Here is a 23,172-nt window from a genome sequence, read left to right on the forward strand (position 1 = left end):
CAGCGTTGGCCTGGCCTCCCCTCTTTATATTCAGGCTATGTGGCGGACAGTGTAACACCCAGGCATTTCTACCGCTGATCGCCCCTACAGGGCTGGCGGAGGGCCTCAGGTCAGCCCGAGCTCGCTCCAGATCCGCCGCACCTGGCGACGCTGATCGGCAAACTGACCGGCATCGACGACCCCGGCTTGCTTCTGCAGGGCCTGGCGGTGCGAGGCCGAGCGGAACGCCTTGTATACCTCGCGCAGCAGCACCGCATCGTCGGCCGGCATCAGCCCAGCCTGCTCGAGCTCCTCGAGAATGCGGATGTTGTCGGTCCAGCGCAGCAGGGCCGGGTGGTCGTGGGACCAGGCCAAAGCGGCGTATTGCACCATAAATTCGATATCCACGATACCGCCGGCATCCTGCTTGATATCGAAGGGCATGCCGGCCTCGAACGCATTGGCGGCAGTGCCGGCGGCGGTGCTCTTGGTGCCAAGGTTGTCGCGCATCTTGGCGCGCATCTCGCTCACTTCCTGGCGCAGTTTGTCCAACTCGCGCGGCTTGCCCAGCACCCGGGCGCGCACGTCCTCGAACGCCGCCGCGACCTGCTTGCAGCCCACCAGCACTCGCGCCCGCACCAGAGCCTGGTGCTCCCAGGTCCAGGCCTCGCCCTGCTGGTAGCGCTCGAAGGCACCCACGGAACTGACCAGCAGCCCCGAGGCGCCGGAAGGACGCAGGCGCATGTCCACGTCATAGAGCTGACCGGAGTTGGTCTGGGTAGTCAGCATATGAATGATGCGTTGCCCCAACCGGGTGAAGAATTGCGCGCCGTCGATGGGTTTGGCGCCGTCGGTTTCGCCCTGGGGATCGCCATCGTGGATGAACACCAGGTCCAGGTCCGAGCCATGCCCCAGCTCGATGCCGCCGACCTTGCCGTAGCCGACGATGATGAAACCCGGATCGCACAGGCTGCCATCGCTGCGCTTGGGCTGGCCGTGACGGGCCACCGTCTGGCGCCAGGCCAGGGCCAGCACCTGATCGAGGATCGCCTCGGCCAGCCAGGTCAGGTAGTCGCTGACTTTCATCAGGGGCAGGTTGCCGGTGATCTCCGAGGCGGCTACCCGCAGACTGTGGGCCAGCTTGAAGTGACGCAAAGCCTCCATTTGCTGCTCCAGATCGTCCTCGGGAATGCGCGTCAGGCGCTCGCGCAGCTCGCAGGCCAACTCCGGCGCCAGGGGCGGGCTGAACAGCCGGCCTTCATTGAGCAGTTCGTCGAGCAGCAACGGGTAGCGGGCAATCTGTTCGGCGATCCACGGGCTAGCCGCGCACAGCGTCAGCAACCGGCGCAAAGCACCTGGGTTCTCGGTCAGCAGCACCAGGTAGGCCGAACGTCGCGCCACCGCCTCGACCAGCGGCAACACGCGCTCCAGGACCAGGTCCGGGTCATCGTGCTCCACAGCCTGGGCGAGCAGGCGCGGAATGAAGGCGTCCAGGCGCTCGCGACCGATACGCTGCATGGAGCGCAGCGACGGACTGGAGCGCAGCAACGCCAGGCGTCGCAAGGCCTCGGCGGGCTGCTTGAAGCCGGCTTCCTCCAACTGACGGCAGGCGGCCTCTTCATCCTGGGCCTGCTCCCACAGCGGCGACCATTCGCCACCGACGACCAGCTCGCCCTCGCCTTCCTCGTCGTCGGGGTCGGCGATCACCTGGCGGAAATGCCAGTCGATCCGGCCACGCCAGTGCATGAGCTGGTCATGGAAGCTCTGCCAGTCGGCAAAGCCCAGGATAAACGCCACGCGCTCGCGATCCTTTTCGTCCTCCGGCAACATCTGGGTCTGGCGGTCGGCGATGGCCTGGATCGCATGCTCGGTATAACGCAGGAACTCATAGCCCTCACGCAACTCGGCCACCACCGCCGGCGGCAGGTAGCCCTGGCCTTCGAGGGTCGCCAGCACCTTGAGCAGTGGCCGCTGCTGCAGGCTCAGGTCGCGCCCGCCGTGGATCAACTGGAACGCCTGGGCGATGAACTCCACTTCGCGGATACCGCCCGCGCCGAGCTTGATGTTCTCCGACATGCCCTTGCGCCGCACTTCCTGCTGGATCAGCTGCTTCATGGTGCGCAGCGCCTCGATGGCCGAGAAATCCAGGTAACGCCGGTAGACGAACGGGCGCAGCATATTCTGCAGCTGGGCGCCGGCCACCTGGTCGCCGGCCACGACCCGTGCCTTGATCATGGCGTAGCGTTCCCAATCGCGGCCTTGGTCCTGGTAGTACTGCTCCAGGGCATTGAACGACAACGTCAGGGCACCGGCCGAGCCGTAGGGGCGCAGGCGCATGTCGACACGGAACACGAAACCATCGACGGTCACTGGATCCAGCGCCTTGATCAGACGCTGGCCCAGACGGGTGAAGAACTCCTGGTTGTCCAGCGAGCGCTTGACCCCTTCGGTTTCGCCGCCCTCGGGAAAGGCGAAGATCAGATCGATGTCCGAAGACAGGTTCAGCTCCACCGCGCCCAGCTTGCCCATGCCCAGCACCACCATGTGCTGCGCCTGGCCGCTGCGGTTGCCGATGGGCGTACCGAACTGCTGGCAATGGCGCGGATACAACCATTGGTAGGCCTGGTCGATGGAGGCGTCGGCCAGGTCGGAAAGGTCGCGGCAGGTTTCTTCCAGCGCGGCCCGGCGGGTGATGTCGCGCCAAATGATGCGCACCTGCTGGCGGTTGCGCTCGCGACGCAGGTTGCGCGCAAGCTCCTCCTCGCTCTGCGCCGCTTCGGCGGCGGCAGCGATGCGCGCGCGCAGCTCGCCAGGGGCGAAAGGCCGCTCCAGTTCACCGCTGGCCTGCAGCGTAAAGAGCATGGCCGGCTCGCGCAGGGCCACTTCCAAAACGAAGTCGCTGACTGCAGCCACTTGTTCGAACGCATGGCGCTGGGCGGAGCTCCAGGCATCGAAGTCCAGCCCCTCGATACCCGCGATGGCCTCACGCAGGGATTGTTGGTTACGGACGACCAGCGGTTGCAGGACGGCGGGCAGATCGAGCGGCAAAGGCAGGCGCATGGTCTATCCTTGATCGGCGTGAGTGGGAGGGGTAGAGGCGGCCGAGGGGATGCCGAATGACGGTTGGACTGTCATACAAAAGTTGGAAATAGCTGAAATAAACGAATCATTGGTAAAAAACATCAAGATTCACCCAATCAAAGCCCAGTCCAAACCTACGGGAACGTTTTTCCCCACAACCCGGCATGCGACAAAATGCCGCTTTTCTGTAGTTTTACTACTACCCCGGCTGTTCAAAAGCATGAAATGCCAAACCATTTGTAGTAAAACTACACGGCGCCGGATGACTGTCCGGCTAATCCAAGAATTCACGACGTCTGCCCAAAAGGCCAGTCGCAAACTCAGGCCCCCGATTCTGGTGGCCTTTCCGCCCTGGAGCAAGCCATGCAAGACCTCGATCCCGTCGAAACCCAGGAATGGCTGGATGCCTTGGAGTCGGTCCTCGACAAAGAAGGCGAAGACCGCGCTCACTACCTGATGACCCGTATGGGCGAGCTGGCCACCCGTAGTGGCTCTCAGCTGCCGTACGCAATCACCACGCCATACCGCAACACCATCCCCGTTACCCACGAAGCACGCATGCCTGGCGACCTGTTCATGGAACGCCGCATCCGCTCGATGGTACGTTGGAACGCCCTGGCCATGGTCATGCGTACCAACCTGCGGGACTCGGACCTGGGCGGCCACATTTCGAGCTTCGCCTCCAGCGCCACCCTGTACGACATCGGCTTCAACTACTTCTTCCAGGCTCCTACCGAGGAGCACGGTGGCGACCTGATCTTCTTCCAGGGCCACGCCTCCCCAGGCATCTATGCCCGCGCCTTCCTCGAAGGTCGCATCACTGAAGACCAGATGAACAACTTCCGTCAGGAAGTGGACGGCAAGGGCCTGTCCTCCTACCCGCACCCATGGCTGATGCCTGACTTCTGGCAGTTCCCGACCGTTTCCATGGGTCTGGGTCCGATCCAGGCGATCTACCAGGCACGCTTCATGAAGTACCTGGAAGCCCGTGGCTTCATCCCGGCCGGTAAGCAGAAGGTCTGGTGCTTCATGGGCGACGGCGAGTGCGACGAGCCAGAATCCCTGGGCGCGATCGCCCTGGCTGGCCGCGAGAAGCTGGACAACCTGATCTTCGTCATCAACTGCAACCTGCAGCGCCTCGACGGCCCGGTCCGCGGCAACGGCAAGATCATCCAGGAACTCGAAGGCGTGTTCCGTGGCGGTGGCTGGAACGTCAACAAAGTCGTCTGGGGCCGCTTCTGGGATCCGCTGTTCGCCAAGGACACCAACGGTGCCCTGCAGCGCCGCATGGACGAAGTCATCGACGGCGAGTACCAGAACTACAAGGCCAAGGACGGTGCGTACGTCCGTGAGCACTTCTTCAACACCCCAGAACTCAAGGCAATGGTCGAAGACCTGTCCGACGACGAGATCTGGAAGCTCAACCGTGGCGGCCACGACCCGTACAAGGTCTATGCGGCCTACCACCAGGCGGTCAACCATCAAGGTCAGCCGACCGTCATCCTGGCCAAGACCATCAAGGGTTACGGTACCGGTGCCGGCGAAGCCAAGAACACCGCGCACAACACCAAGAAGGTCGACGTCGACAGCCTGCGTCACTTCCGTGACCGCTTCGACATCCCAGTCAAGGATGCCGACCTGGAAAACCTGCCGTTCTTCCGTCCGGAAGAAGGCAGCGCCGAAGCCAAGTACCTGGCCGAGCGCCGCGCAGCCCTGGGTGGCTTCGTACCGCAGCGCCGTGCAAAGAGCTTCAGCATCCCGACTCCGCCGCTGGAAACCCTGAAGGCGATCCTGGACGGTTCGGGCGACCGCGAAATCTCCACCACCATGGCCTTCGTGCGTATCCTGGCGCAGCTGGTCAAGGACAAGGAGATCGGTCAGCGCATCGTTCCGATCATCCCGGACGAAGCCCGTACCTTCGGTATGGAAGGCATGTTCCGCCAGCTTGGCATCTACTCGTCCGTGGGCCAGCTCTACGAGCCGGTCGACAAGGACCAGGTGATGTTCTACCGCGAGGACAAGAAGGGCCAGATCCTCGAGGAAGGCATCAACGAAGCCGGCGCCATGTCGTCGTTCATCGCCGCCGGTACCTCGTACAGCAACCACAACCAGCCGATGCTGCCGTTCTACATCTTCTATTCGATGTTCGGCTTCCAGCGTATCGGTGACCTGGCATGGGCCGCTGGCGACAGCCGCACCCGTGGCTTCCTGATCGGCGGTACCGCCGGCCGTACTACCCTCAACGGTGAAGGCCTGCAGCACGAAGACGGTCACAGCCACCTGATGGCTGCCACCATCCCGAACTGCCGCACCTATGATCCGACCTACGGCTACGAGCTGGCGGTGATCATCCAGGACGGCATGAAGAAGATGACCGAAGAGCAACAGGACGTCTTCTACTACATCACCGTGATGAACGAAGCCTACACCCAGCCTGCCATTCCGGCCGGCGCCGAGGAAGGCATCATCAAGGGCATGTACCTGCTCGAGGAAGACACCCGCGAGGCCGCGCACCACGTGCAGCTGCTGGGTTCGGGCACCATCCTGCGCGAAGTCCGCGAAGCGGCCAAGATCCTGCGCGAGGAATACAACGTCGGCGCCGACGTCTGGAGCGTCACCAGCTTCAACGAACTGCGTCGTGACGGCCTGGCCGTGGAACGCGCCAACCGCCTCAAGCCTGGCCAGAAGCCACAGCAGACCTACGTCGAGCAGTGCTTGGCCGGCCGCAAAGGCCCGGTTGTAGCGTCCACCGACTACATGAAGCTCTTCGCCGAACAGATCCGTCAGTGGGTCCCGAGCAAGGAGTACAAGGTCCTGGGTACCGATGGCTTCGGTCGCAGCGACAGCCGCAAGAAGCTGCGTCACTTCTTCGAAGTCGACCGTCACTTCGTCGTGCTGGCTGCCCTGGAAGCCCTTGCTGACCGTGGCGAGATCGAACCGAAGGTGGTGGCCGACGCCATCGTCAAGTTCGGCATCGATCCGGACAAGCGCAACCCACTGGACTGCTGAGGAGTATTTTTAAGTGAGCGAACTCATTCGCGTACCTGACATCGGCAGCGGTGAAGGTGAAATCATCGAGCTGTTCGTCAAGGTCGGTGACCGTATCGAGGCTGACCAGAGCCTGCTGACCCTGGAGTCCGACAAGGCCTCCATGGAGATCCCAGCACCCAAGGCCGGCGTGATCAAGGAACTGAAAGTCAAGCTGGGTGATCGCCTGAAAGAAGGCGACGAGCTGATGGTCCTGGAAGTCGAGGGTGCCGCTGCGGCGCCCGAGGCTCCGGCCGCTGCTGCCCCGGCTGCCGCAGAGCAACCGGCTGCCGCACCTGCGCCAGCCGCCACCCCTGCCCCGGCTGCTGCGCCTGCTGCGCCTGCTGCCGCCAGCGTGCAGGACATCCATGTGCCGGATATCGGCTCGTCGGGCAAGGCCAAGATCATCGAAGTACTGGTCAAGGCCGGCGACACCGTCGAAGCCGACCAGTCGCTGATCACCCTGGAGTCCGACAAGGCCTCCATGGAGATCCCATCCCCCGCCGCTGGCGTGGTGAAGGAAGTGATCGCCAAGCTGGACGACGAAGTTGGCACCGGTGACCTGATCCTGAAGCTGGAAGTCGCGGGCGCCGCCCCGGCTGCCGCTCCAGCCGCTGCCGCACCGGCCCCTGCCAAGGCCGAGTCGGCGCCAGCCGCCGCGCCTGCTGCAGCGCCAGCTGCGGCTGCTGCACCGGCTCCGGTCGCCACCGCGCCGGCTGCTGGCAGCAACGCCAAGGTCCATGCTGGTCCTGCCGTGCGTCTGCTGGCCCGTGAGTTCGGCGTCGACCTGGGCGCGGTCGCCGCGACCGGTCCGCACGGCCGTATCCTGAAAGAAGACGTGCAGGTCTACGTCAAGGCCATGATGCAGAAAGCCAAGGAAGCTCCAGCCGCTGGCGCGACCGGTGGTGCAGGCATCCCGCCGATCCCGGCTGTGGACTTCAGCAAGTTCGGTGAAGTGGAAGAAGTCGCCCTGACCCGCCTGATGCAGGTCGGTGCCGCCAACCTGCACCGCAGCTGGCTGAACGTGCCGCACGTCACCCAGTTCGACTCCGCCGACATCACTGAGCTGGAAGCCTTCCGCGTTGCGCAGAAGGCCGTGGCCGAGAAGGCTGGCGTGAAGCTGACCGTCCTGCCGCTGCTGCTCAAGGCCTGCGCCTTCCTGCTCAAGGAACTGCCGGACTTCAACAGCTCGCTGGCACCCAGCGGCAAGGCGATCATCCGCAAGAAGTACGTGCACATCGGCTTCGCCGTGGATACTCCGGACGGCCTGCTGGTCCCTGTGATCAAGAACGTCGACCAGAAGAGCCTGCTGCAACTGGCTGCCGAAGCCGCGGCGCTGGCCGAGAAGGCCCGCACCAAGAAACTGTCTTCCGACGAAATGCAGGGCGCTTGCTTCACCATCTCCAGCCTCGGCCACATTGGCGGCACCGGCTTCACGCCGATCGTCAACGCGCCTGAGGTGGCGATCTTGGGTGTCTCCAAGGCCACCATGCAGCCGGTCTGGGATGGCAAGGCGTTCCAGCCCAAGCTGATGCTGCCGCTGTCGCTGTCCTACGATCACCGTGTGATCAACGGCGCCGCCGCCGCGCGCTTCACCAAGCGTCTGGGCGACGTGCTGGCGGACATCCGCACCATGCTGCTGTAACGCAGCCCCTTGCCTCACCCTCCAAGGGGTGAGGCAAGCCTGTTTCGAGCTGCCACGCTCGTACCTCAACCCCGCCACTCTGGCGGGGCTTTTTTTGCCTGATGCCAAAGACGCGAATACGCCGTCAAGCTCGCAACCCTTCGCAGGCGAACCCGTTCCCACCACCCCTTCTGGCCTTCAGATTTCCGTACAACCGCCGACAAGCTGTACATAGCTTCCCGCATGGCCGCTTGCCAGCCCTCGGGACATGATGCAACCTTGCCCTAGGCACCGCCGCATAGCTCGTGGCCCGCCGCGCCAACCGCCCTTTCAAGCGAGTCTTCGATGAAAAGCCAACCCGATGCCGCCAGCCGAGTGGCGGCCGAGGTCGTCACGCAGCTCCCCGTGCCTTCACGGCTCGGTATGCTGCGTTTCGAACGGCTCAACGAAGCCAGCTGGGCGATGCTCTATCTGGATCCTGCCTGCGAGCGCCAGTTCGGCCTGCCTGCCGCCGACCTCTGCGCCCTGATCGGCTCACCCTATGCCAGCCTCATGGAGCCAGAGGCGCGCTACAGGCTGCATGACGAGATTCAGCTGCAACTGGCACAGCGTAACCACTACCGGATCCGCTACACCCTGCACACCAGCGGCGCAGCCTTGCGCTTGCTGGAGATCGGCGAAGCCTACCGCCAGCACAACCGCCAGCTGTTGCGCGGCTATCTCATGGTGCTCGATGATCAGCAGGACCAGGAGCCAGAGCTTGGCGAGGACGATCTGGAGTCTCGCAACAGCCGTCTGCAATTGGCCTTGCAGCTCAACCAGCGCGCCCAGCAGGAGCAGTTGCTGCACCTTGAGCGTGTGCGCGCCCAGCAGGACCTTATCCTGCGCCTGGCCCGGCAGCGCTACAGCGCTGAAAACTCCTTGCAGGAGGCGGCCGAACTGATCACCCGCAGTGCCTGCGAAATCTACAAGGTCGATTGCGCCAGCCTCTGGCATCTGCAGGATCAGCATCTGGAACCGATCAGTGCCTGGCACAGCCTGGATCAGCGTCACTACCTGCCCCAGCCCATCGATGCCAGCTGTTTCCCGGACTACCTCGATGCCCTGCACGCCAGCCGCGCCATCGATGCCCATAACGCCGGCCAGGACCCTCGCACCCGCGACATGGCCGAGACCCTGTACGCAGCGACCAACAATGCCATGCTCGACGCCAGCATTCGCGTCGATGGCCAGGTCGTTGGCGTGCTGTGCCTGGAACAGATCGGCAAGGCCCGTGCCTGGCAGGCCGACGAAATCGCCTTCGCCGGGGAACTGGCCGACCAGGTCGCCCAGGTGATCACCAACCACAATCGACGCACGGCGGCCAGTGCCCTGCACCTGTTCCAGCGGGCCGTGGAGCAGAGCGCCAGTGCCTTCTTGCTGGTCAACCGCGACGGCGTGGTGGAATACGTCAACCCAAGCTTCACCGCCATCACCCAGTACAGCACCGATGAAGTGCAGGGGCGCCATCTGGCAGAACTGCCTGCGCTGGAGAACCTGAGCGAGCTGCTGTTCCACTCGCCCTCGAGCCTGGCCATGGGCAACAGCTGGCAAGGCGAGTTCAAGAGCCGACGCAAGAGCCTGGAACCCTACTGGGGCCAGTTGTCGATTTCCAAGGTCTTTGGCGACAACCGCGAGCTGACGCACTACATCGGCATCTACGAAGACATCACCCAAAGCAAGCTGGCCCAACAGCGCATCGAACGCCTGGCCTACACGGACAACCTGACCAACCTGGGCAACCGTCCCTCGTTCATCCGCAACCTCGATGAGCGCTTCGAACACATCGGCGACCGGCCCCTGTGCCTGCTGCTGGTGGACATCGATAACTTCAAGCGGATCAACGACAGCCTCGGCCATCAGACCGGCGACAAGCTTCTGGTCAGCCTGGCCCGGCGCCTGCGCAACAGCCTGGGCAGCAGCGATATCCTGGCGCGTTTTGCCAGTAACGAATTCGCCGTGCTGCTCGACGATGCGAGCCTGGAGACCGGCCAGCAAGTGGCCCAGCAACTGCTGCACACCCTCGACAAACCCATGTTCGTCGACAACCAGCTGATCAACGTCACCGCCTCGGTGGGCCTGGCTTGTGCCCCCCTGCACGGCAGCGACCCGCAAAGCCTGATGAAGAACGCAGGCCTTGCCCTGCACAAGGCCAAAGCCAACGGCAAGCACCAGGTCCAGGTTTTCACCGAAGTGCTCAATGCCGAGGCCAGTTACAAGCTGTTCGTGGAGAACAACCTGCGCCGCGCCCTGACCCAGAACGAGCTGGAGGTGTTCTACCAGCCCAAGCTGTGCCTGCGCAGTGGCCGCCTGCTGGGCCTGGAGGCCCTGCTGCGCTGGAACCATCCCGAAAAAGGCATGATCCGCCCCGATCAGTTCATTAGCGTCGCCGAGGAAACCGGGCTGATCATCCCGATCGGTAAATGGGTCGTGCGCCAGGCTTGCCGCATGAGCCAGCACTTGAGCCAGGTCGGCCTAGGCGACCTGCACGTGGCCATCAATCTGTCGCCCAAGCAGTTCTCCGACCCGGAACTGGTGGCCTCGATCGACACCATCCTCAAGGAAGAAGCACTGCCACCGCACCTGCTGGAGCTAGAACTGACCGAGGGCCTGCTGCTGGAAGCGACCGTCGATACCCACCGCCAGCTCGACGAGCTCAAGGCCCTCGGCTTGATCCTGGCCATGGACGACTTCGGCACCGGCTATTCATCGCTGAGCTACCTGAAGAAGTTTCCGATCGACATCATCAAGATCGACCGCAGCTTCATCAACGAGATCCCCGACAACCAGGACGATATGGAAATCACCTCGGCGGTGGTGGCGATGGCTCACAACCTCAAGCTCAAGGTGGTTGCCGAAGGCATCGAGACCGCCGAGCAGTTGGCTTTCCTGCGGCGGCATCGCTGCGATGTCGGCCAAGGCTACCTGTTCGACAAGCCGATTCCGGGGCGCGAGCTGGCCGAGCGGCTCAAGCGATATCCACGTGGCCCGGTGGCCTGACAGCGACGCCAAGCTCGGGCACTATAAGCCCCATTCGAGACATTTCACGGTGCGCCCACTTCCGTAGGCACGACGCTGCTGATGGGAGCGGGTTTACCCGCGAAGCGGTCAACACTCATCCACCTGACATACAGAGGAACGGCCATGGTCCTGCGTTCGGAAATCCTGGTGAACAAAAACGTCATGCCTACCGCGGAACAGGCGCTGCCTGGTCGCGACACCCCGATGCCCCTGCCCGAGTTCCACTACGTGTTCAAGGACACGCCGCTGCTGGGCCCCTTCTTCGAGGGCAGCATCGATTTCGCCATCTTCGGCCTGGGCTGCTTCTGGGGCGCCGAACGGCGTTTCTGGCAGCGCGAAGGCGTGGTCAGCACCGTGGTCGGCTATGCCGGCGGCTTCACCCCCAACCCGACCTACGAAGAAGTCTGCTCGGGCCTGACCGGCCACACCGAAGTGGTGCTGGTGGTGTTCGACAAGGACAAAGTGAGCTATCGCGAGCTGCTGGCGATGTTCTGGGAACTGCACAACCCGACCCAAGGCATGCGCCAGGGCAACGACATCGGCACCCAGTACCGCTCGGCCATCTACTGCACCAGCCCCGAGCAACTGGAACAGGCCAAGGCCAGCCGTGACGCCTTCCAGGCCGAGCTGACCAAGGCAGGTTTCGGCGAGATCACCACCGAGATCGACCAGGCACCGACCGTGTACTTCGCCGAGGCCTACCACCAGCAGTACCTGGCCAAGAACCCCGACGGTTACTGCGGCATCGCCGGCACCGGCGTCTGCCTACCTCCCAGCCTGCAAGGCAAATGAGGCCTGGCCATGACGACCATGACCCTGTTCCACTCGCCGCTCTCGCCGTTCGTCCGTAAGGTGATGGTCGTGCTGCACGAGACCGGTCAGCTCGACCGCGTGACCTTGCAAGCCGTCAACGTCAGCCCTGTCAATGGCGATGACCAGCTCAACCAAGACAACCCGATCGGCAAAATCCCGGCGCTGCGCCTGGAAGACGGCACGGTATTGCACGACAGCCGGGTGATCTGCGAGTACCTCGACCTGCAGCACGTCGGCAACCCGCTGATCCCCCGCGAAGGCTCTGCCCGCTGGCGGCGCCTGACCCTGGCCTCCCAGGCCGATGCGATCATGGATGCAGCGGTCTCGACCCGTTACGAGACCTTCCTGCGCCCAGAAGACAAACGCTGGGACGGCTGGGTCCAGGCCCAAGGCGAGAAGATCCGCCGCAGCCTGGCCAACCTGGAGCAGGCACACTTGGCGGAGCTCGCCTCGACCTTCGACATCGCCGCCATCGGCGTGGCCTGTGCACTGGGCTACCTGGACCTGCGCCAGCCGCAGTTCGGCTGGCGTGAGCAGCAGCCCGGCCTTGCCACGTGGTATGCCGACGTGACCAAGCGGCCGTCGATGGCTGCAACGGCTCCGGTGATCTGACGGACCGGTCCGCAGATGAACCCACGCCCACTAGGATCCAGCCGTGTGGGCGTGGGTTTTCCCGCGAAAGCCTCATTCCGGTGCCACTGAACAAGCATCCCGATCCGATAGGCCAACCACCGCCCCGCTTCCCGATCCTCTCTCATGCCGCCCTCCCCACCCGCGCCCAGTCCAGGCGACGGGTCAGCACCATGAACACGCCAAGCAGGCCAAAGCACAGCAGCGAGCCCATCAGCAGCGCATAGTCTTCGGCACTGAGCAGGCCGAAGAGCAGCCCGTACAGCCCACTCAGCCCCGCCGCAAAGCCGATCCCCCGCCTCATGCTGCCCAGCACATGGCTCAGGTAGAAGCCAATCAGCAGCACGCACGCCGAGGCCGACAACCCATAGGCCAGGCCAAAGCCCAGGTGTTCGGCCAACGACAGCAGCAACAAATAGAACAAGGCCAGCGCCACCCCCACCAGCATGTACTGCATAGGGTGCACGCGAAGGTTCTTCAGTACCTCGAACAAGAAGAAACCCGCGAAGGTCAAGGCGATGAACAACAGCGCGTACTTGATCGCCCGCTCACTCTTGAGGTACTGGTCCACCGGGTCGACGAAACTCACGCCAAAGGCGCGCGCATTGAAATCCGTGCACTGACCCTGGCCGGTACATTGGCGCAGCGCATCCTCGAGGTTGGTGGCGAAGAACGAGGTCTGCCAATGGGCCTTGAAGCCTTGATCGTGTATTTCTCGACGGCTGGGCAGGTAATTGCCGACAAAGCTTGGGTGCGGCCAGTTGGCGCGCATGTCCACCCTGCTGCTGCGCCCCACCGGCACGACATGCAACTGGCCAGTCCCCTGCAAGGCCAGATCGAAGCCATAGGTGAACTCACGGGCCTGGCCATCCTCGAGCATCGGCAAGGCGACATGCACGCCCCCGCCCAGCCAATCCAGGCCAGTGCCGGGCTCGAACGGCAATCGCTGGTCATCCAACGTCAGTGCCAGGGCGTTCTCGATGCCGCGAATGTCACTGATGCCCACCACCAGATAGGGCCTGTCGAAGCGGTAATCCTCCCAGTCCTTCTCGATACCCCAGCGCGCCGGGACCTTGAAACGTCCGCTCACCCTGCTCTTGGCGTGGAACAACCGGGCCTGGTAGATGCCCCGAGCGCGCAGTTCGGTATCGATATCGGTGTCTACGTGGAAGGTTTCAGGCAGGAAGAACAGTTGGCCATTGAGCATGATCGTCTGCTCGACGCTCTGGCCGTTCTTCTCGATCCAGCGCCGCTCATACTTGCGGTAGGGCACCACCAGCAGCGGGCCACTGATCTGCTGGCTGAAGCTTGAGCTTTGGGCGATGTCCTGCAGCACGCTATCGCGCAAGGCCTGTCGTTCACCGATCAGGCCACCGATCATCAACAGCGGAATCAACAACAGCAGCATCAGCAGGGCAATCATGCCGAGCTTGAAACTCAAGGTTTTGGTCATGGGCTAGGGCTCCGTTTGCGATGGGCGCAGTGTGGAGCCACTGCGTGGAGCCTTTGTGAAGTGCGTGTGGAGATTGGGTGGTGTTTTCAGCAACACCTGTGCTCGCGAAGGGGCTGCGCTGAAGACCGTCGGCTCAATTCACACGTCGCGCCGGCAACCACAACCGCACGCGCACCCCGCCCTCGACGTTCTCCACGGCCAACGCGCCGCCATGCAGCTGCATCACCTCCGCCACGAAGTTAAGCCCCAGCCCCGTGCTCTTGCGCCCGCTGCCTGGCCGTGGCAGTGAATAGAAGCGCTCGCTGACCCGCCCGATGGCGTAATCCGGGATCGGCTCGCCCTGGTTGAACACACTCAGCGCCATCCGCTCGCCGTCGCGTTCCAGCTCGAACAGCAACGCTCCGCCTGCCGGCGAGAAATCCAGCGCATTGTCCAGCAGGTTGGCCAGCGCCTGGCGCATCAGGAAAGGATCACACAGCAACCTCAGCTCCACCGGCACCCGCTGGCGAACCTGCAAGCTCGCGCCTTCAATGCGCGCCGCATGGCTCAACAGCAACTCATCGATCAGCGCCGCCAGGGCGACATACTGTTCGTCTTCCAATGCCTGCATCTGCTCGACCCTCGCCAGGTTGAGCAAGCGCTCGATCATCTGTTGCAAGCGCCCGCTCTCGCGCTCGATGTTGCTGGCAAAACGCATCCGCAGGTCTTGCGGCATATCGCCCTGAAGCAGCTCGGAGGCTCCACGGATCGCCGCCAGCGGGCTCTTGAGTTCATGGGTCAGGGTGTGCACGTAGCGCTCGACATAGGCCTTGCCTTCGAGCTGGGTCCGCATGCGCTCTATCGCTGTGGCCAACTGCCCCAACTCGCCCCCTTTGTAGTGGGGCAAGGCTGCGCGCTGGCCCTCGCTGACGGCCTGGGCATAGCGCGTCAGCCGACGCAGCGAGCGCGCCAGCCACCACGACAGCGCCGCCCCCACCAACAGGCCAAGGCCGATCAGGCCCAGGCCCAGATTCAGCAGCCGCTGCTCGGCGCGGTCGATGTAGGGTTGCAGCGAGCTGTTGGGCTTGGCCACCGTCACCACGCCGATGATCCGGCCCTGGTCGAGGATCGGCGCCGCCACGTGCATCACCGAGGTGGTTTCGTCAGCCGGATCGCTGCGCGTGGAGCGCGCGCCATACTGGCCGCGCAGGGTGAGGTAGACATCGTTCCAGCGAGAGTAGTCCTTGCCCACGTCCTGGCCGCTGGAGTCCAGCAGCACGGTCCCTTGGGCGTCGGTGACATAGATGCGGTGGCTGATCTGGTTCTTCGCCAGCCCCCAGATCTGCGCGCCTGGACGGCGCTCGCCGTAAGACGCCAATACCTGAGGCAGCCGGCTTTGGCTCAGAGTGCCGGCTTTGACGTCGTCATGGAGAATTTCCGCGAGCAGGTTGGCAGTGTCCACGAGGGTCTCCTCGGAGGACTGACGCACGACCGGGCGGATCTGTTCGCGCACGGTGCTGAGCAGGAAGTAACCAGACAACCCGACGAACAGGAAATACACCAGGAAGATGCGGATGCCCAGGCGCATCAGGCGTGATCCGGGCTATAGCTGTAACCCAGGCCACGATGGGTCTGGATGGGCTCGGCATCGGCAGCGACCTGGCGCAGCTTGGCACGCAGGCTCTTGATATGACTGTCGATGGTACGTTCGTAGCCAGCATCGGAGGCTACACCCACCGCATCGAGCAGTTGCTCGCGGCTGAACACCCGCCGGGGTTGCTCCAGCAAACATTGCAACAGACGAAATTCATGACGGGTCAGGGCCAGCGGCTGGGCGTGGTAGCTGATCTGCATGCGCAAGGTGTCGAGCTGGAACACCGTGGCCTGGGCCGAAGCCTGGGCCTGGGGCACCAGGCGCTTGAGGATCGCCCTGACGCGCGCGGCCACTTCCCGCGGGCTGAACGGCTTGACCACGTAATCGTCGGCGCCGATTTCGAGCCCCACCACCCGGTCGATTTCGGCATCGCGGGCACTGAGGAACATCACCGGTACGTCGCTGAAACGGCGCAACTGCCGACAGGTTTCGAAACCGCTGATGTCAGGCAGGCCGATGTCGAGAATCACCAGGTCCGCAGGATGCAGACGCTGCTGCTCGAGGGCTGCGCTACCGAGCGTTACCCAGTCGGTGCTGTGGCCATCGGCCTGCAAGGCATAGACCAACGTATCGGCAATGGCGGATTCGTCTTCGACGATGAGAATGTGGGGCATGGCGTCCGGCCTTGCTTGGACAAATGCTGGACTTGTAGGTGATCAGCAGGCATCACGCAACCCCTGTGGGGGCATTGGGCCAAGTGCGGACCGCTTCATGGGTCACCCCGCGCCCACAGGGTTCATTGCCAGCCCAGTGGGAGCGGGTTCCCAACACCGGCAATGCCGGTGCATACGTCTGAACTAGCAGTCCGGCTTGCCGGCAGTGAACTTCTTGGCCGGGTTCACCGCCGCCTTGAACTCTTTCAGGGCCTTGGAGCCGATCAGCAGTGGGTAGTTGAAGTGGCTGCGGTCGACCAAGTTGACCTCCACCGTACGTTTGACGTCACCCAGGCACAGCTCCAAATCGATCACTGGACGCTTGGAGACTTCCGGGACGTCCCCTTCTTCGTCCTCGTCTACGCGGTTCTTGATCTTGCTGATGCGCGACAGCTCATGTTCGTAGACCTTGCCGTCGGCGTTCTTGGTCGCCAGACGGAAACGCACCCACTCATTGCCATCGCGGGTGAACAGCTCGATGTCCTTGGCCGACAGCGAGGCGGTGTAGGCACCGGTGTCCATCTTGGCCTTGAGGGTTTCGCCAAGCTCCGGCAGGGCAATGTTCTCGTAGCGGCCATACAGGGTTGGCTCGGCGGCCATGACCGGAAGGGCGAGGATCGACAGCAGGGCAAGCAGTGATTTCACAGGTTAGGCTTCCTTGAGGTGGGACAGCACTTAGACTACCCGGGCACGATAGGTTCGTTGTCAAAGCTTATCCAACACAATGTGAAACATTTGTCCCAGTAATTGGCCAATGCGCATTTGGCGAAGGCCGGTGCCCCACTTATCATTGCCAACCGTTTTTATCCCACAACAAGAGTCTCTTTATGCGTCGCCTGCTCACCGGCATCCTCACCACTGTCCTGCTGCTGCTCAACACCCTGGCGTTGATCTGCCCGCTGATGGTGTTCGCCCTGCTCAAACTGGTGCTGCCGGGGCGTGGCCGCGACTATGCCTCTTGGGCGGTGATGTGGATCGCCGAGACCTGGTCGGAAATCGACAAGGCGATCTTCGCCCTGTGCATCCCGACACGTTGGGACATCCGCGGCATCGAGAAGCTGCGCCAGGACACCTCCTACCTGTGCGTGAGCAACCACCAGAGCTGGGTGGACATCCCGGCCCTGATCGAGAGCCTCAACCGCCGGGTGCCGTTCTTCAAGTTCTTCCTCAAGAAAGAGCTGATCTGGGTTCCGCTGCTGGGCCTGGCCTGGTGGGCGCTGGACTACCCCTTCATGAAGCGCTACAGCAAGGCTTTCCTGGACAAGCACCCGGAGCTCAAGGGCAAGGACCTGGAGATCACCAAGGCAGCCTGCGAGCTGTTCAAGCGCCAACCGGTGACCGTGGTCAACTACCTCGAAGGCACGCGCTTCAGCGAGGCCAAACGTCAGGCCCAGCAATCGCCCTACCAGCATCTGCTCAAGCCCAAGGCAGGTGGCGTGGCGTTCGTACTGGCCGCGCTGGGCGAGCAGCTCGACGCCCTGCTGGACGTCACCATCGTCTATCCCGGCAACAGGGCGCCGGGGTTCTGGGACCTGCTCAGCGGCAACATCAGCCGGGTGATCATCGACATCCGCGTGCGTGAACTGGACCCGGCGCTGTGCGCGGGTGATTACGAGAACGATCCGGCATTCCGCCAGACCGTGCAGGCTTGGGTGAACCAGCTGTGGGTCGAAAAGGACCAGCGCATCGAGCAGTTGCGCGCCGAAATGCGCTAAGAGGTGCGTGGCCTGGGCGGCTCTTGCAGAAGAGCAAGCCCGCGCCTACCGTGGGCTGTACACAATAAGATGCCGATTAAAATCCAGATTTATAATCGACATTAGCAACTCTTTGTTTGTCTTCACCTACCCAGGTGGATAAAAATCGATCAACGCACAACTACAAAAATGCTTGGATCGATCGATGGCCAAACAACCTCGCCCCGCTGCCGAGGCAGCTCCCGCCCAACTTCGCCGCGTCCTCGGGCTGCCCGCCCTGGTGTTCTTCGGCCTGGTGTACATGGTCCCGTTGACCATCTTCACCACCTACGGAATCGTCACCGAGATCACCGGGGGCCGCACCGCTGGCGCCTATCTGGTGACCCTGCTGGCAATGCTGTTCACCGCCACGTCCTACAGTTTCATGGTCAAGCGCTTCCCGGTGGCAGGCTCGGCCTACTCCTACACCAACTTGGCGTTCGGCCCCAACGTGGGCTTCCTGGCCGGCTGGTCGCTGCTGCTCGACTACCTGTTCATCCCGATGATCAATTACCTGCTCATCGGCCTGTTCTTGAACATCGCCTTCCCGGCCATTCCGGCCTGGACCATCGTCCTGGCCTCGATCGCCCTGGTGACCGTGCTCAACGTGGTCGGCATCCATTCGGTGGCCAAGGCCAGCAACTTGATCGTCGGCGCGCAGATCGTCTTCATCGGGGTGTTCGTGGCCTTGTCCTACCAGTCGCTGGCAGGCCAGCCGGTTGACCTGCTCTCGCCGCTGCTGGGCGATGGCAACCAGCCAGGCTTCGGTCACCTGATGGCCGGTGCAGCAGTGCTGTGCCTATCGTTCCTGGGCTTCGATGCGGTCTCGACGCTGGCCGAGGAAACCCGTGACGCCCGCCGCGACGTACCCCGCGCAATCATCCTCACCACCCTTGGCGCCGGCCTGCTGTTCACCCTGCTGGCCTATATCAGCCAACTGGTGCTGCCAGGCAGCACGTTCGCCAATGCCGATGCCGCGGCCAACGAAGTGATGTTCAAGGCTGGCGGCCAGTTCCTGGCCAACTTCTTCACCGCAGCCTTCGTCGCCGGCAGCCTGGGTTCGGCCCTAGCGTCCCAGGCGGCGGTGTCGCGCATTCTCTACACCATGGGCCGCGACAAGGTGCTGCCACAGCGCACCTTCGGCCAGCTGTCGCCGCGCTTCGGCACCCCGGTGTTCGCCATCGTGCTGGTGTCGGCATTCTCGCTGCTGGCCCTGGTGATCGACCTGGCCACGTTGGCATCGCTGATCAGCTTCGGCGCCCTGGTGGCGTTCTCGGCCGTCAACCTGGCAGTGGTGCGCACCCACCTGATCAACGAGCGCACCCACCGCAACCTCAAGGGCCTGGCGTGCTATGGCGTGGTGCCGCTGGTCGGTCTGGGCCTGACCCTGTGGCTGTGGACCAGCCTGTCGGCGCTGACCTTGGTGATCGGCCTGTGCTGGTTCGCCCTGGGCCTGGCTTATCTGGCAGTGCTCACCTCCGGCTTCCGCCGCCCGATGCGCCTGGTGGATTTCTCCGAAGCGGCCTGATGCGCCACTGCCCTTTGGGGGAGCGGATCTTACCGGCGACAAGGTGGTGAATCGGCCGTCGTATTCGCGGGTAAACCCGCTCCCATAGGGCCGACGGTGACCTTATGGGAGCGGGTTCATCCACGAAGCAAACGCCTCGGTAGAGGGCACGGGCTCAGCCCGTGTGCACCCATGAAGAAAGCTCAAACAGACGGAACGGCCGCTGGCGCCGCAGGGGTCATCCACAGGCTTCCCAGATTCTGCAACAGCGACCCGGCAAGGCCCTGCTGGCCCAGGTACTGAAGGATCAGCGGGGCAAACTGGCCGATCATGTTCGTATCCATGCCCAGCAACCTGAAGGCGTTATCCAGGTCGCTGCGGTTCTCGACGTTGCCCAACGCATTGCTCAAAGGCGATGGGCTCTCGCTGCTCTTGCCGAGCAACTCACCCAGACCGCTCAGCCCACCCAGGGCGTTGGCGCCGGAAAGCAGGTCCAGGCCGGGCACAGCCTGGGTCAGCTGGCCATAGTCGGCCTCGCTCAGGTTGTTGCGCGCCAGCCCCAGCATCGCACCGGCGCCGCCAATGGCCTGTTCAGGGGTGATCTTCAGCTCGCTACCCAAGGTATTGAGCAGGTTGGCCTGGCCCGCTGGAGCCTGTACCTGACCCTGTTGAGTTGAATTCTGGTTCTGCATCGCCGACACGGCATTGGCCGCATCGCTCAAATTGAAGGCGAACACCGGGCTTGCGGCCAGGGTCATCAGGGTTGCCAGGGTGAATGCTTTCATCGGGAGGGACCTCGTCGGCCGGGATGGCCGGGGAAACGAGGCATTGGACTGGAGCTGCAGGGGTTTGTTCCAGGCCGGTTATCGGCCTGCCGAGGCCTTGTGACTGAAGCCGCTTAAAGCACAACGCCCCCGCAGGGGCGTTGAGTCTGAAGGTTAAGCCGCGCCCCACATCTTGTGAGGGTCGATCACGAACTTCTTCGGTACGCCTGCATCGAACTCGCCGTAGCCTTGCGGCGCTTGGTCCAGGTTGATCACCTGCACGCCAACCACTTCGGCAATGTTGATACGGTCCCACATGATCGCCTGCATCAGCTGGCGGTTGTACTTCATGGTCGGGGTCTGGCCAGTGTGGAAGCTGTGCGATTTCGCCCAGCCCAGGCCGAAGCGGATGCTCAGTGCACCGATCTTGGCGGCGGCATCGACCGCGCCCGGATCTTCGGTCACGTACAGGCCTGGAATACCGATGTTGCCGGCAACGCGGGTCACCTGCATCAGGGAGTTCAAGACGGTAGCCGGCGCCTCATGCTTGGCACCTTCATGGCCATGGCCACGGGCTTCGAAGCCGACGGCGTCGATGGCGCAGTCCACTTCCGGTTCACCGAGGATATCGACGATCTGCTCGTGCAGCGGGGTGTCCTTGGACAGGTCGACCACTTCGAAGCCCTGGGCCTTGGCATGGGCCAGGCGAGCCGGGTTCAGGTCACCGACGATGACGCAGGCCGCGCCCAGCAGGCGCGCCGAGGCAGCGGCGGCCAAACCGACCGGGCCGGCACCAGCCACGTAGACGGTGCTGCCTGGGCCGACGCCGGCAGTCACGGCGCCGTGGTAACCGGTTGGCAGGATATCGGACAAGCAAGTCAGGTCACGGATCTTCGCCATGGCCTTGTCGCGATCGGGCAGTTTCAGCAAGTTGAAGTCAGCGTACGGCACCAGCACGTATTCGGCCTGGCCGCCGGTCCAGTCGCCCATGTCGACATAACCGTAGGCACCACCGGCGCGGGCCGGGTTGACGGTGAGGCAGACACCGGTGTGCATCTCTTTGCAGGAACGGCAACGACCGCAGGCGACGTTGAACGGAACGGATACCAGGTCGCCGATCTGCAGGCGTTCGACATCGCGGCCCTTCTCGACGATTTCACCCGTGATTTCGTGGCCGAGGACCAGGCCGACCTGGGCGGTGGTACGGCCACGGACCATGTGCTGGTCGGAGCCGCAGATGTTGGTGGAGACCACCTTCAGGATCACGCCGTGCTCGATTTTCTTGCCGCGTGGGTCCTGCATTTTGGGGTAGTCAATCTTCTGCACCTCGACCTTACCGGCACCGAGATACACCACTCCACGATTACCAGACATGCTCTTACCTCGCTTGATTTGTATTTATGCAGCGGTGGAAAGCGCCGCCTTCCGTGGGCGGCATGTGTTACTGGAATGCAGGGAATTGTGGGCCTGATACAACTTGTCGCAGTGACTGGAAGCGACAGAGGATTGCCTGTTAACGGCAGGTTAAAAAGGGTGAATCCATTCGCGGGTAAGCCCGCCCCCACACAAGGCTACGCAGAACCTGTGGGAGCGGGCTTACCCGCGAACAAGACAATGAGGACTGTCAGAGCACCACGGTGCGATTGGCGTTGAGGAACACCCGGCGCTCGATGTGGTACCCCACCGCCCGCGCCAGGGTCAGGCACTCGATGTCGCGCCCCTTGGCGATCAGGTCTTCAGGGTAGTGACTGTGGTCCACCACCTCCACGCCCTGGGCGATGATCGGGCCTTCGTCCAGGTCGTTGTTGATGTAGTGGGCCGTGGCGCCGACCATCTTCACGCCCTTGTTGTAGGCCTGGTGGTACGGTTTGGCGCCCTTGAAGCCGGGCAGCAAGGAGTGGTGGATGTTGATCGCCCAGCCGTCCAGGCGGCGGCACAGCTCAGGCGACAGCACCTGCATGTAGCGGGCGAGAATCACAAGCTCCGCGCCGGTCTCCTCGATCACCTGCAGCACCTTGCGCTCCTGGGCAGGTTTGTCCTTGGGGTCCAGGGCAAAGTGGTAGTAAGGGATCTTGTGCCACTGCGCCAGGGGCTCGAGGTCGGGGTGGTTGGACACCACCGCCACCACGTCCATGGCCAATTGGCCGATGCGCTGGCGATACAGCAGGTCGTTGAGGCAGTGGTCGGCCTTGGACACCATGATCACCACCTTGGGGCGGTGATTGGGCGCGGTCAGCTCGAAGGTCATGCCGAAGGCGTCACTGCGCTCGGCAAGGCCGGCCCGGAAGCCCGCCTCGTCGAAGTCGTCCGGCTGGCGGAACTCCACGCGAATGAAGAACCGCCCCGAGAGCCGGTCGTCGAAGGAGTGGTGCTCCGTGACGTAGCAGCGCTGCTCGTAGAGGTAACGCGTCACTACGTCGACGGTGCCGAGCATGCTCGGGCAGTCGGCAGTGAGAATCCAAGTGTCCGGTGCCCGACTCATGCGTGTTCTCCTTTTTAAGCCTCGATGGCCAGGCCGTACTCGGCCGAAGCGTCCTGCAGCCACAGCCACCAGTAATCGGAGAAGCTGCGGCGGATCACCAGTTCCCAAGTGTCTTCGGCAGTGCGGCGAATCACCAGTTGCGACTTGGCGAACACGGTGCCGACGGCCTTGCCGACCGGGAAGTTGTTCGGGTGTACATCATAGCTGGTGGATTTCATCAGCACGTCGCGTACGTTGGGGCCGCGCAGCTCGAGCAGCGTTTGCCCGCCGCTGACGTTGACCACCTGAATGTGCTGGCCTTCGAGGGCCTCGCGCAGCTTCTGCTCGATGGCGAACTCCTGACCGCCCGGGACGATCAGCAGCCACTCATCCGGTCCGACCCACTGCAGCGACATCTCGTCGTTGGCGACCACGGTCAGGGCGACCGGCAGTTCCAGGCCCAGAGCCTTCTTCACGCCTGCGGCGAAGGCGGCGTCGTGGCCGTCGCCACGGATCGTCAGGTGGCCGAGGAATTTGTGCTCGCGCAGGGTCACGCCTGCGTTCTTGCGGCCCTTGCCGACCAGGCTGGCCAGGTCAGCGTGGTGCAGTGGCGACTCGGCCCGGGCGTTGGAGCCCGGATTTTGCTGGAAGACGTTGATTACGCTCATTTCTTACCTGCCTTGAATTCTGTTGTGCCGAACGGCGCTGGATCTGGGAGAGCGGGCTTGCCCGCGAATGGGCCGGTGAGGCCAAC

The 23,172-nt window shown here is 63.3% G+C and carries 16 protein-coding genes; 7 read left to right on the forward strand and 9 right to left on the reverse strand.

Going from position 1 to position 23,172, the window contains the following annotated elements; all coding sequences use genetic code 11:
- Positions 1–105: 105 nt before the first annotated feature.
- The gene (gene glnE / locus AB1N67_RS22835) at positions 106–3,039 is read right to left on the reverse strand and encodes a bifunctional [glutamate--ammonia ligase]-adenylyl-L-tyrosine phosphorylase/[glutamate--ammonia-ligase] adenylyltransferase (RefSeq protein ID WP_367863403.1); all 2,934 of its coding nucleotides are present in this window, start codon (positions 3,037–3,039) and stop codon (positions 106–108) included.
- A gap of 384 nt (positions 3,040–3,423) precedes the next feature.
- Here glnE and aceE point away from each other — a divergent pair, with 384 nt between their 5' ends.
- From aceE to AB1N67_RS22860, 5 genes are all read left to right on the forward strand, one after another.
- Positions 3,424–6,069: a pyruvate dehydrogenase (acetyl-transferring), homodimeric type gene (gene aceE, locus AB1N67_RS22840; protein WP_043212611.1), complete on the forward strand. Its 2,646-nt coding sequence runs from the start codon at positions 3,424–3,426 to the stop codon at positions 6,067–6,069.
- A 13-nt stretch (positions 6,070–6,082) separates the two neighbouring features.
- A complete protein-coding gene (gene aceF, locus AB1N67_RS22845) occupies positions 6,083–7,732 on the forward strand; it encodes a dihydrolipoyllysine-residue acetyltransferase (RefSeq protein ID WP_090346303.1) in 1,650 nt (549 codons plus the stop codon).
- Between the two features lie 324 nt (positions 7,733–8,056).
- Positions 8,057–10,750: an EAL domain-containing protein gene (locus AB1N67_RS22850; RefSeq protein ID WP_043212606.1), complete on the forward strand. Its 2,694-nt coding sequence runs from the start codon at positions 8,057–8,059 to the stop codon at positions 10,748–10,750.
- Between the two features lie 144 nt (positions 10,751–10,894).
- The gene (msrA, locus tag AB1N67_RS22855; RefSeq protein WP_043212604.1) at positions 10,895–11,563 is read left to right on the forward strand and encodes a peptide-methionine (S)-S-oxide reductase MsrA; all 669 of its coding nucleotides are present in this window, start codon (positions 10,895–10,897) and stop codon (positions 11,561–11,563) included.
- A gap of 9 nt (positions 11,564–11,572) precedes the next feature.
- Positions 11,573–12,196, forward strand: a complete 624-nt coding sequence (locus tag AB1N67_RS22860; protein WP_197852582.1) for a glutathione S-transferase — start codon at positions 11,573–11,575, stop codon at positions 12,194–12,196.
- 142 nt (positions 12,197–12,338) lie between these two features.
- On the opposite strand, the gene creD is transcribed toward AB1N67_RS22860, so the two are convergent.
- The 4 genes from creD to AB1N67_RS22880 all read right to left on the reverse strand — a co-directional run bounded on the left by creD (position 12,339) and on the right by AB1N67_RS22880 (position 16,598).
- Complete coding sequence (creD, locus tag AB1N67_RS22865; protein ID WP_090346309.1) at positions 12,339–13,667, reverse strand: cell envelope integrity protein CreD; 1,329 nt, start codon at positions 13,665–13,667, stop codon at positions 12,339–12,341.
- A 133-nt stretch (positions 13,668–13,800) separates the two neighbouring features.
- Positions 13,801–15,234, reverse strand: a complete 1,434-nt coding sequence (creC, locus tag AB1N67_RS22870; RefSeq protein ID WP_367863404.1) for a two-component system sensor histidine kinase CreC — start codon at positions 15,232–15,234, stop codon at positions 13,801–13,803.
- Positions 15,234–15,914, reverse strand: coding sequence for a two-component system response regulator CreB (creB, locus tag AB1N67_RS22875; RefSeq protein ID WP_090346315.1), 681 nt, complete (start codon positions 15,912–15,914; stop codon positions 15,234–15,236). The genes creC and creB overlap by 1 nt, the downstream gene beginning before the upstream one ends.
- A gap of 183 nt (positions 15,915–16,097) precedes the next feature.
- Positions 16,098–16,598, reverse strand: a complete 501-nt coding sequence (locus tag AB1N67_RS22880; protein WP_043212593.1) for an ATP-dependent zinc protease — start codon at positions 16,596–16,598, stop codon at positions 16,098–16,100.
- A 182-nt stretch (positions 16,599–16,780) separates the two neighbouring features.
- Between AB1N67_RS22880 and AB1N67_RS22885 the strand changes: the two genes are divergently transcribed.
- Positions 16,781–17,668 carry an acyltransferase gene (locus AB1N67_RS22885; protein ID WP_367863405.1) on the forward strand — a complete coding sequence of 296 codons (888 nt, stop codon included), beginning with the start codon at positions 16,781–16,783 and terminating at the stop codon, positions 17,666–17,668.
- Positions 17,669–17,852: 184 nt separating this feature from the next.
- On the forward strand, positions 17,853–19,214 hold the full coding sequence (locus tag AB1N67_RS22890; RefSeq protein WP_367863406.1) for an APC family permease: 1,362 nt from the start codon (positions 17,853–17,855) through the stop codon (positions 19,212–19,214).
- Positions 19,215–19,396: 182 nt separating this feature from the next.
- Here AB1N67_RS22890 and AB1N67_RS22895 read toward each other — a convergent pair whose 3' ends face one another.
- The 4 genes from AB1N67_RS22895 to soxG all read right to left on the reverse strand — a co-directional run bounded on the left by AB1N67_RS22895 (position 19,397) and on the right by soxG (position 23,086).
- Positions 19,397–19,978 carry a DUF2780 domain-containing protein gene (locus AB1N67_RS22895; RefSeq protein WP_043211124.1) on the reverse strand — a complete coding sequence of 194 codons (582 nt, stop codon included), beginning with the start codon at positions 19,976–19,978 and terminating at the stop codon, positions 19,397–19,399.
- 153 nt (positions 19,979–20,131) lie between these two features.
- Entirely contained in the window at positions 20,132–21,331 is a 1,200-nt protein-coding gene (gene fdhA / locus AB1N67_RS22900; RefSeq protein WP_043211122.1) for a formaldehyde dehydrogenase, glutathione-independent, read from the reverse strand.
- 250 nt (positions 21,332–21,581) lie between these two features.
- Entirely contained in the window at positions 21,582–22,439 is an 858-nt protein-coding gene (gene purU, locus AB1N67_RS22905) for a formyltetrahydrofolate deformylase (RefSeq protein ID WP_043211119.1), read from the reverse strand.
- A gap of 14 nt (positions 22,440–22,453) precedes the next feature.
- Positions 22,454–23,086, reverse strand: a complete 633-nt coding sequence (gene soxG, locus AB1N67_RS22910) for a sarcosine oxidase subunit gamma (RefSeq protein WP_043211110.1) — start codon at positions 23,084–23,086, stop codon at positions 22,454–22,456.
- Between the last annotated feature and the right edge of the window lie 86 nt (positions 23,087–23,172).

Origin of the sequence: Pseudomonas guariconensis, from assembly GCF_040822035.1 — a bacterium.
GTDB lineage: Bacteria > Pseudomonadota > Gammaproteobacteria > Pseudomonadales > Pseudomonadaceae > Aquipseudomonas > Aquipseudomonas guariconensis.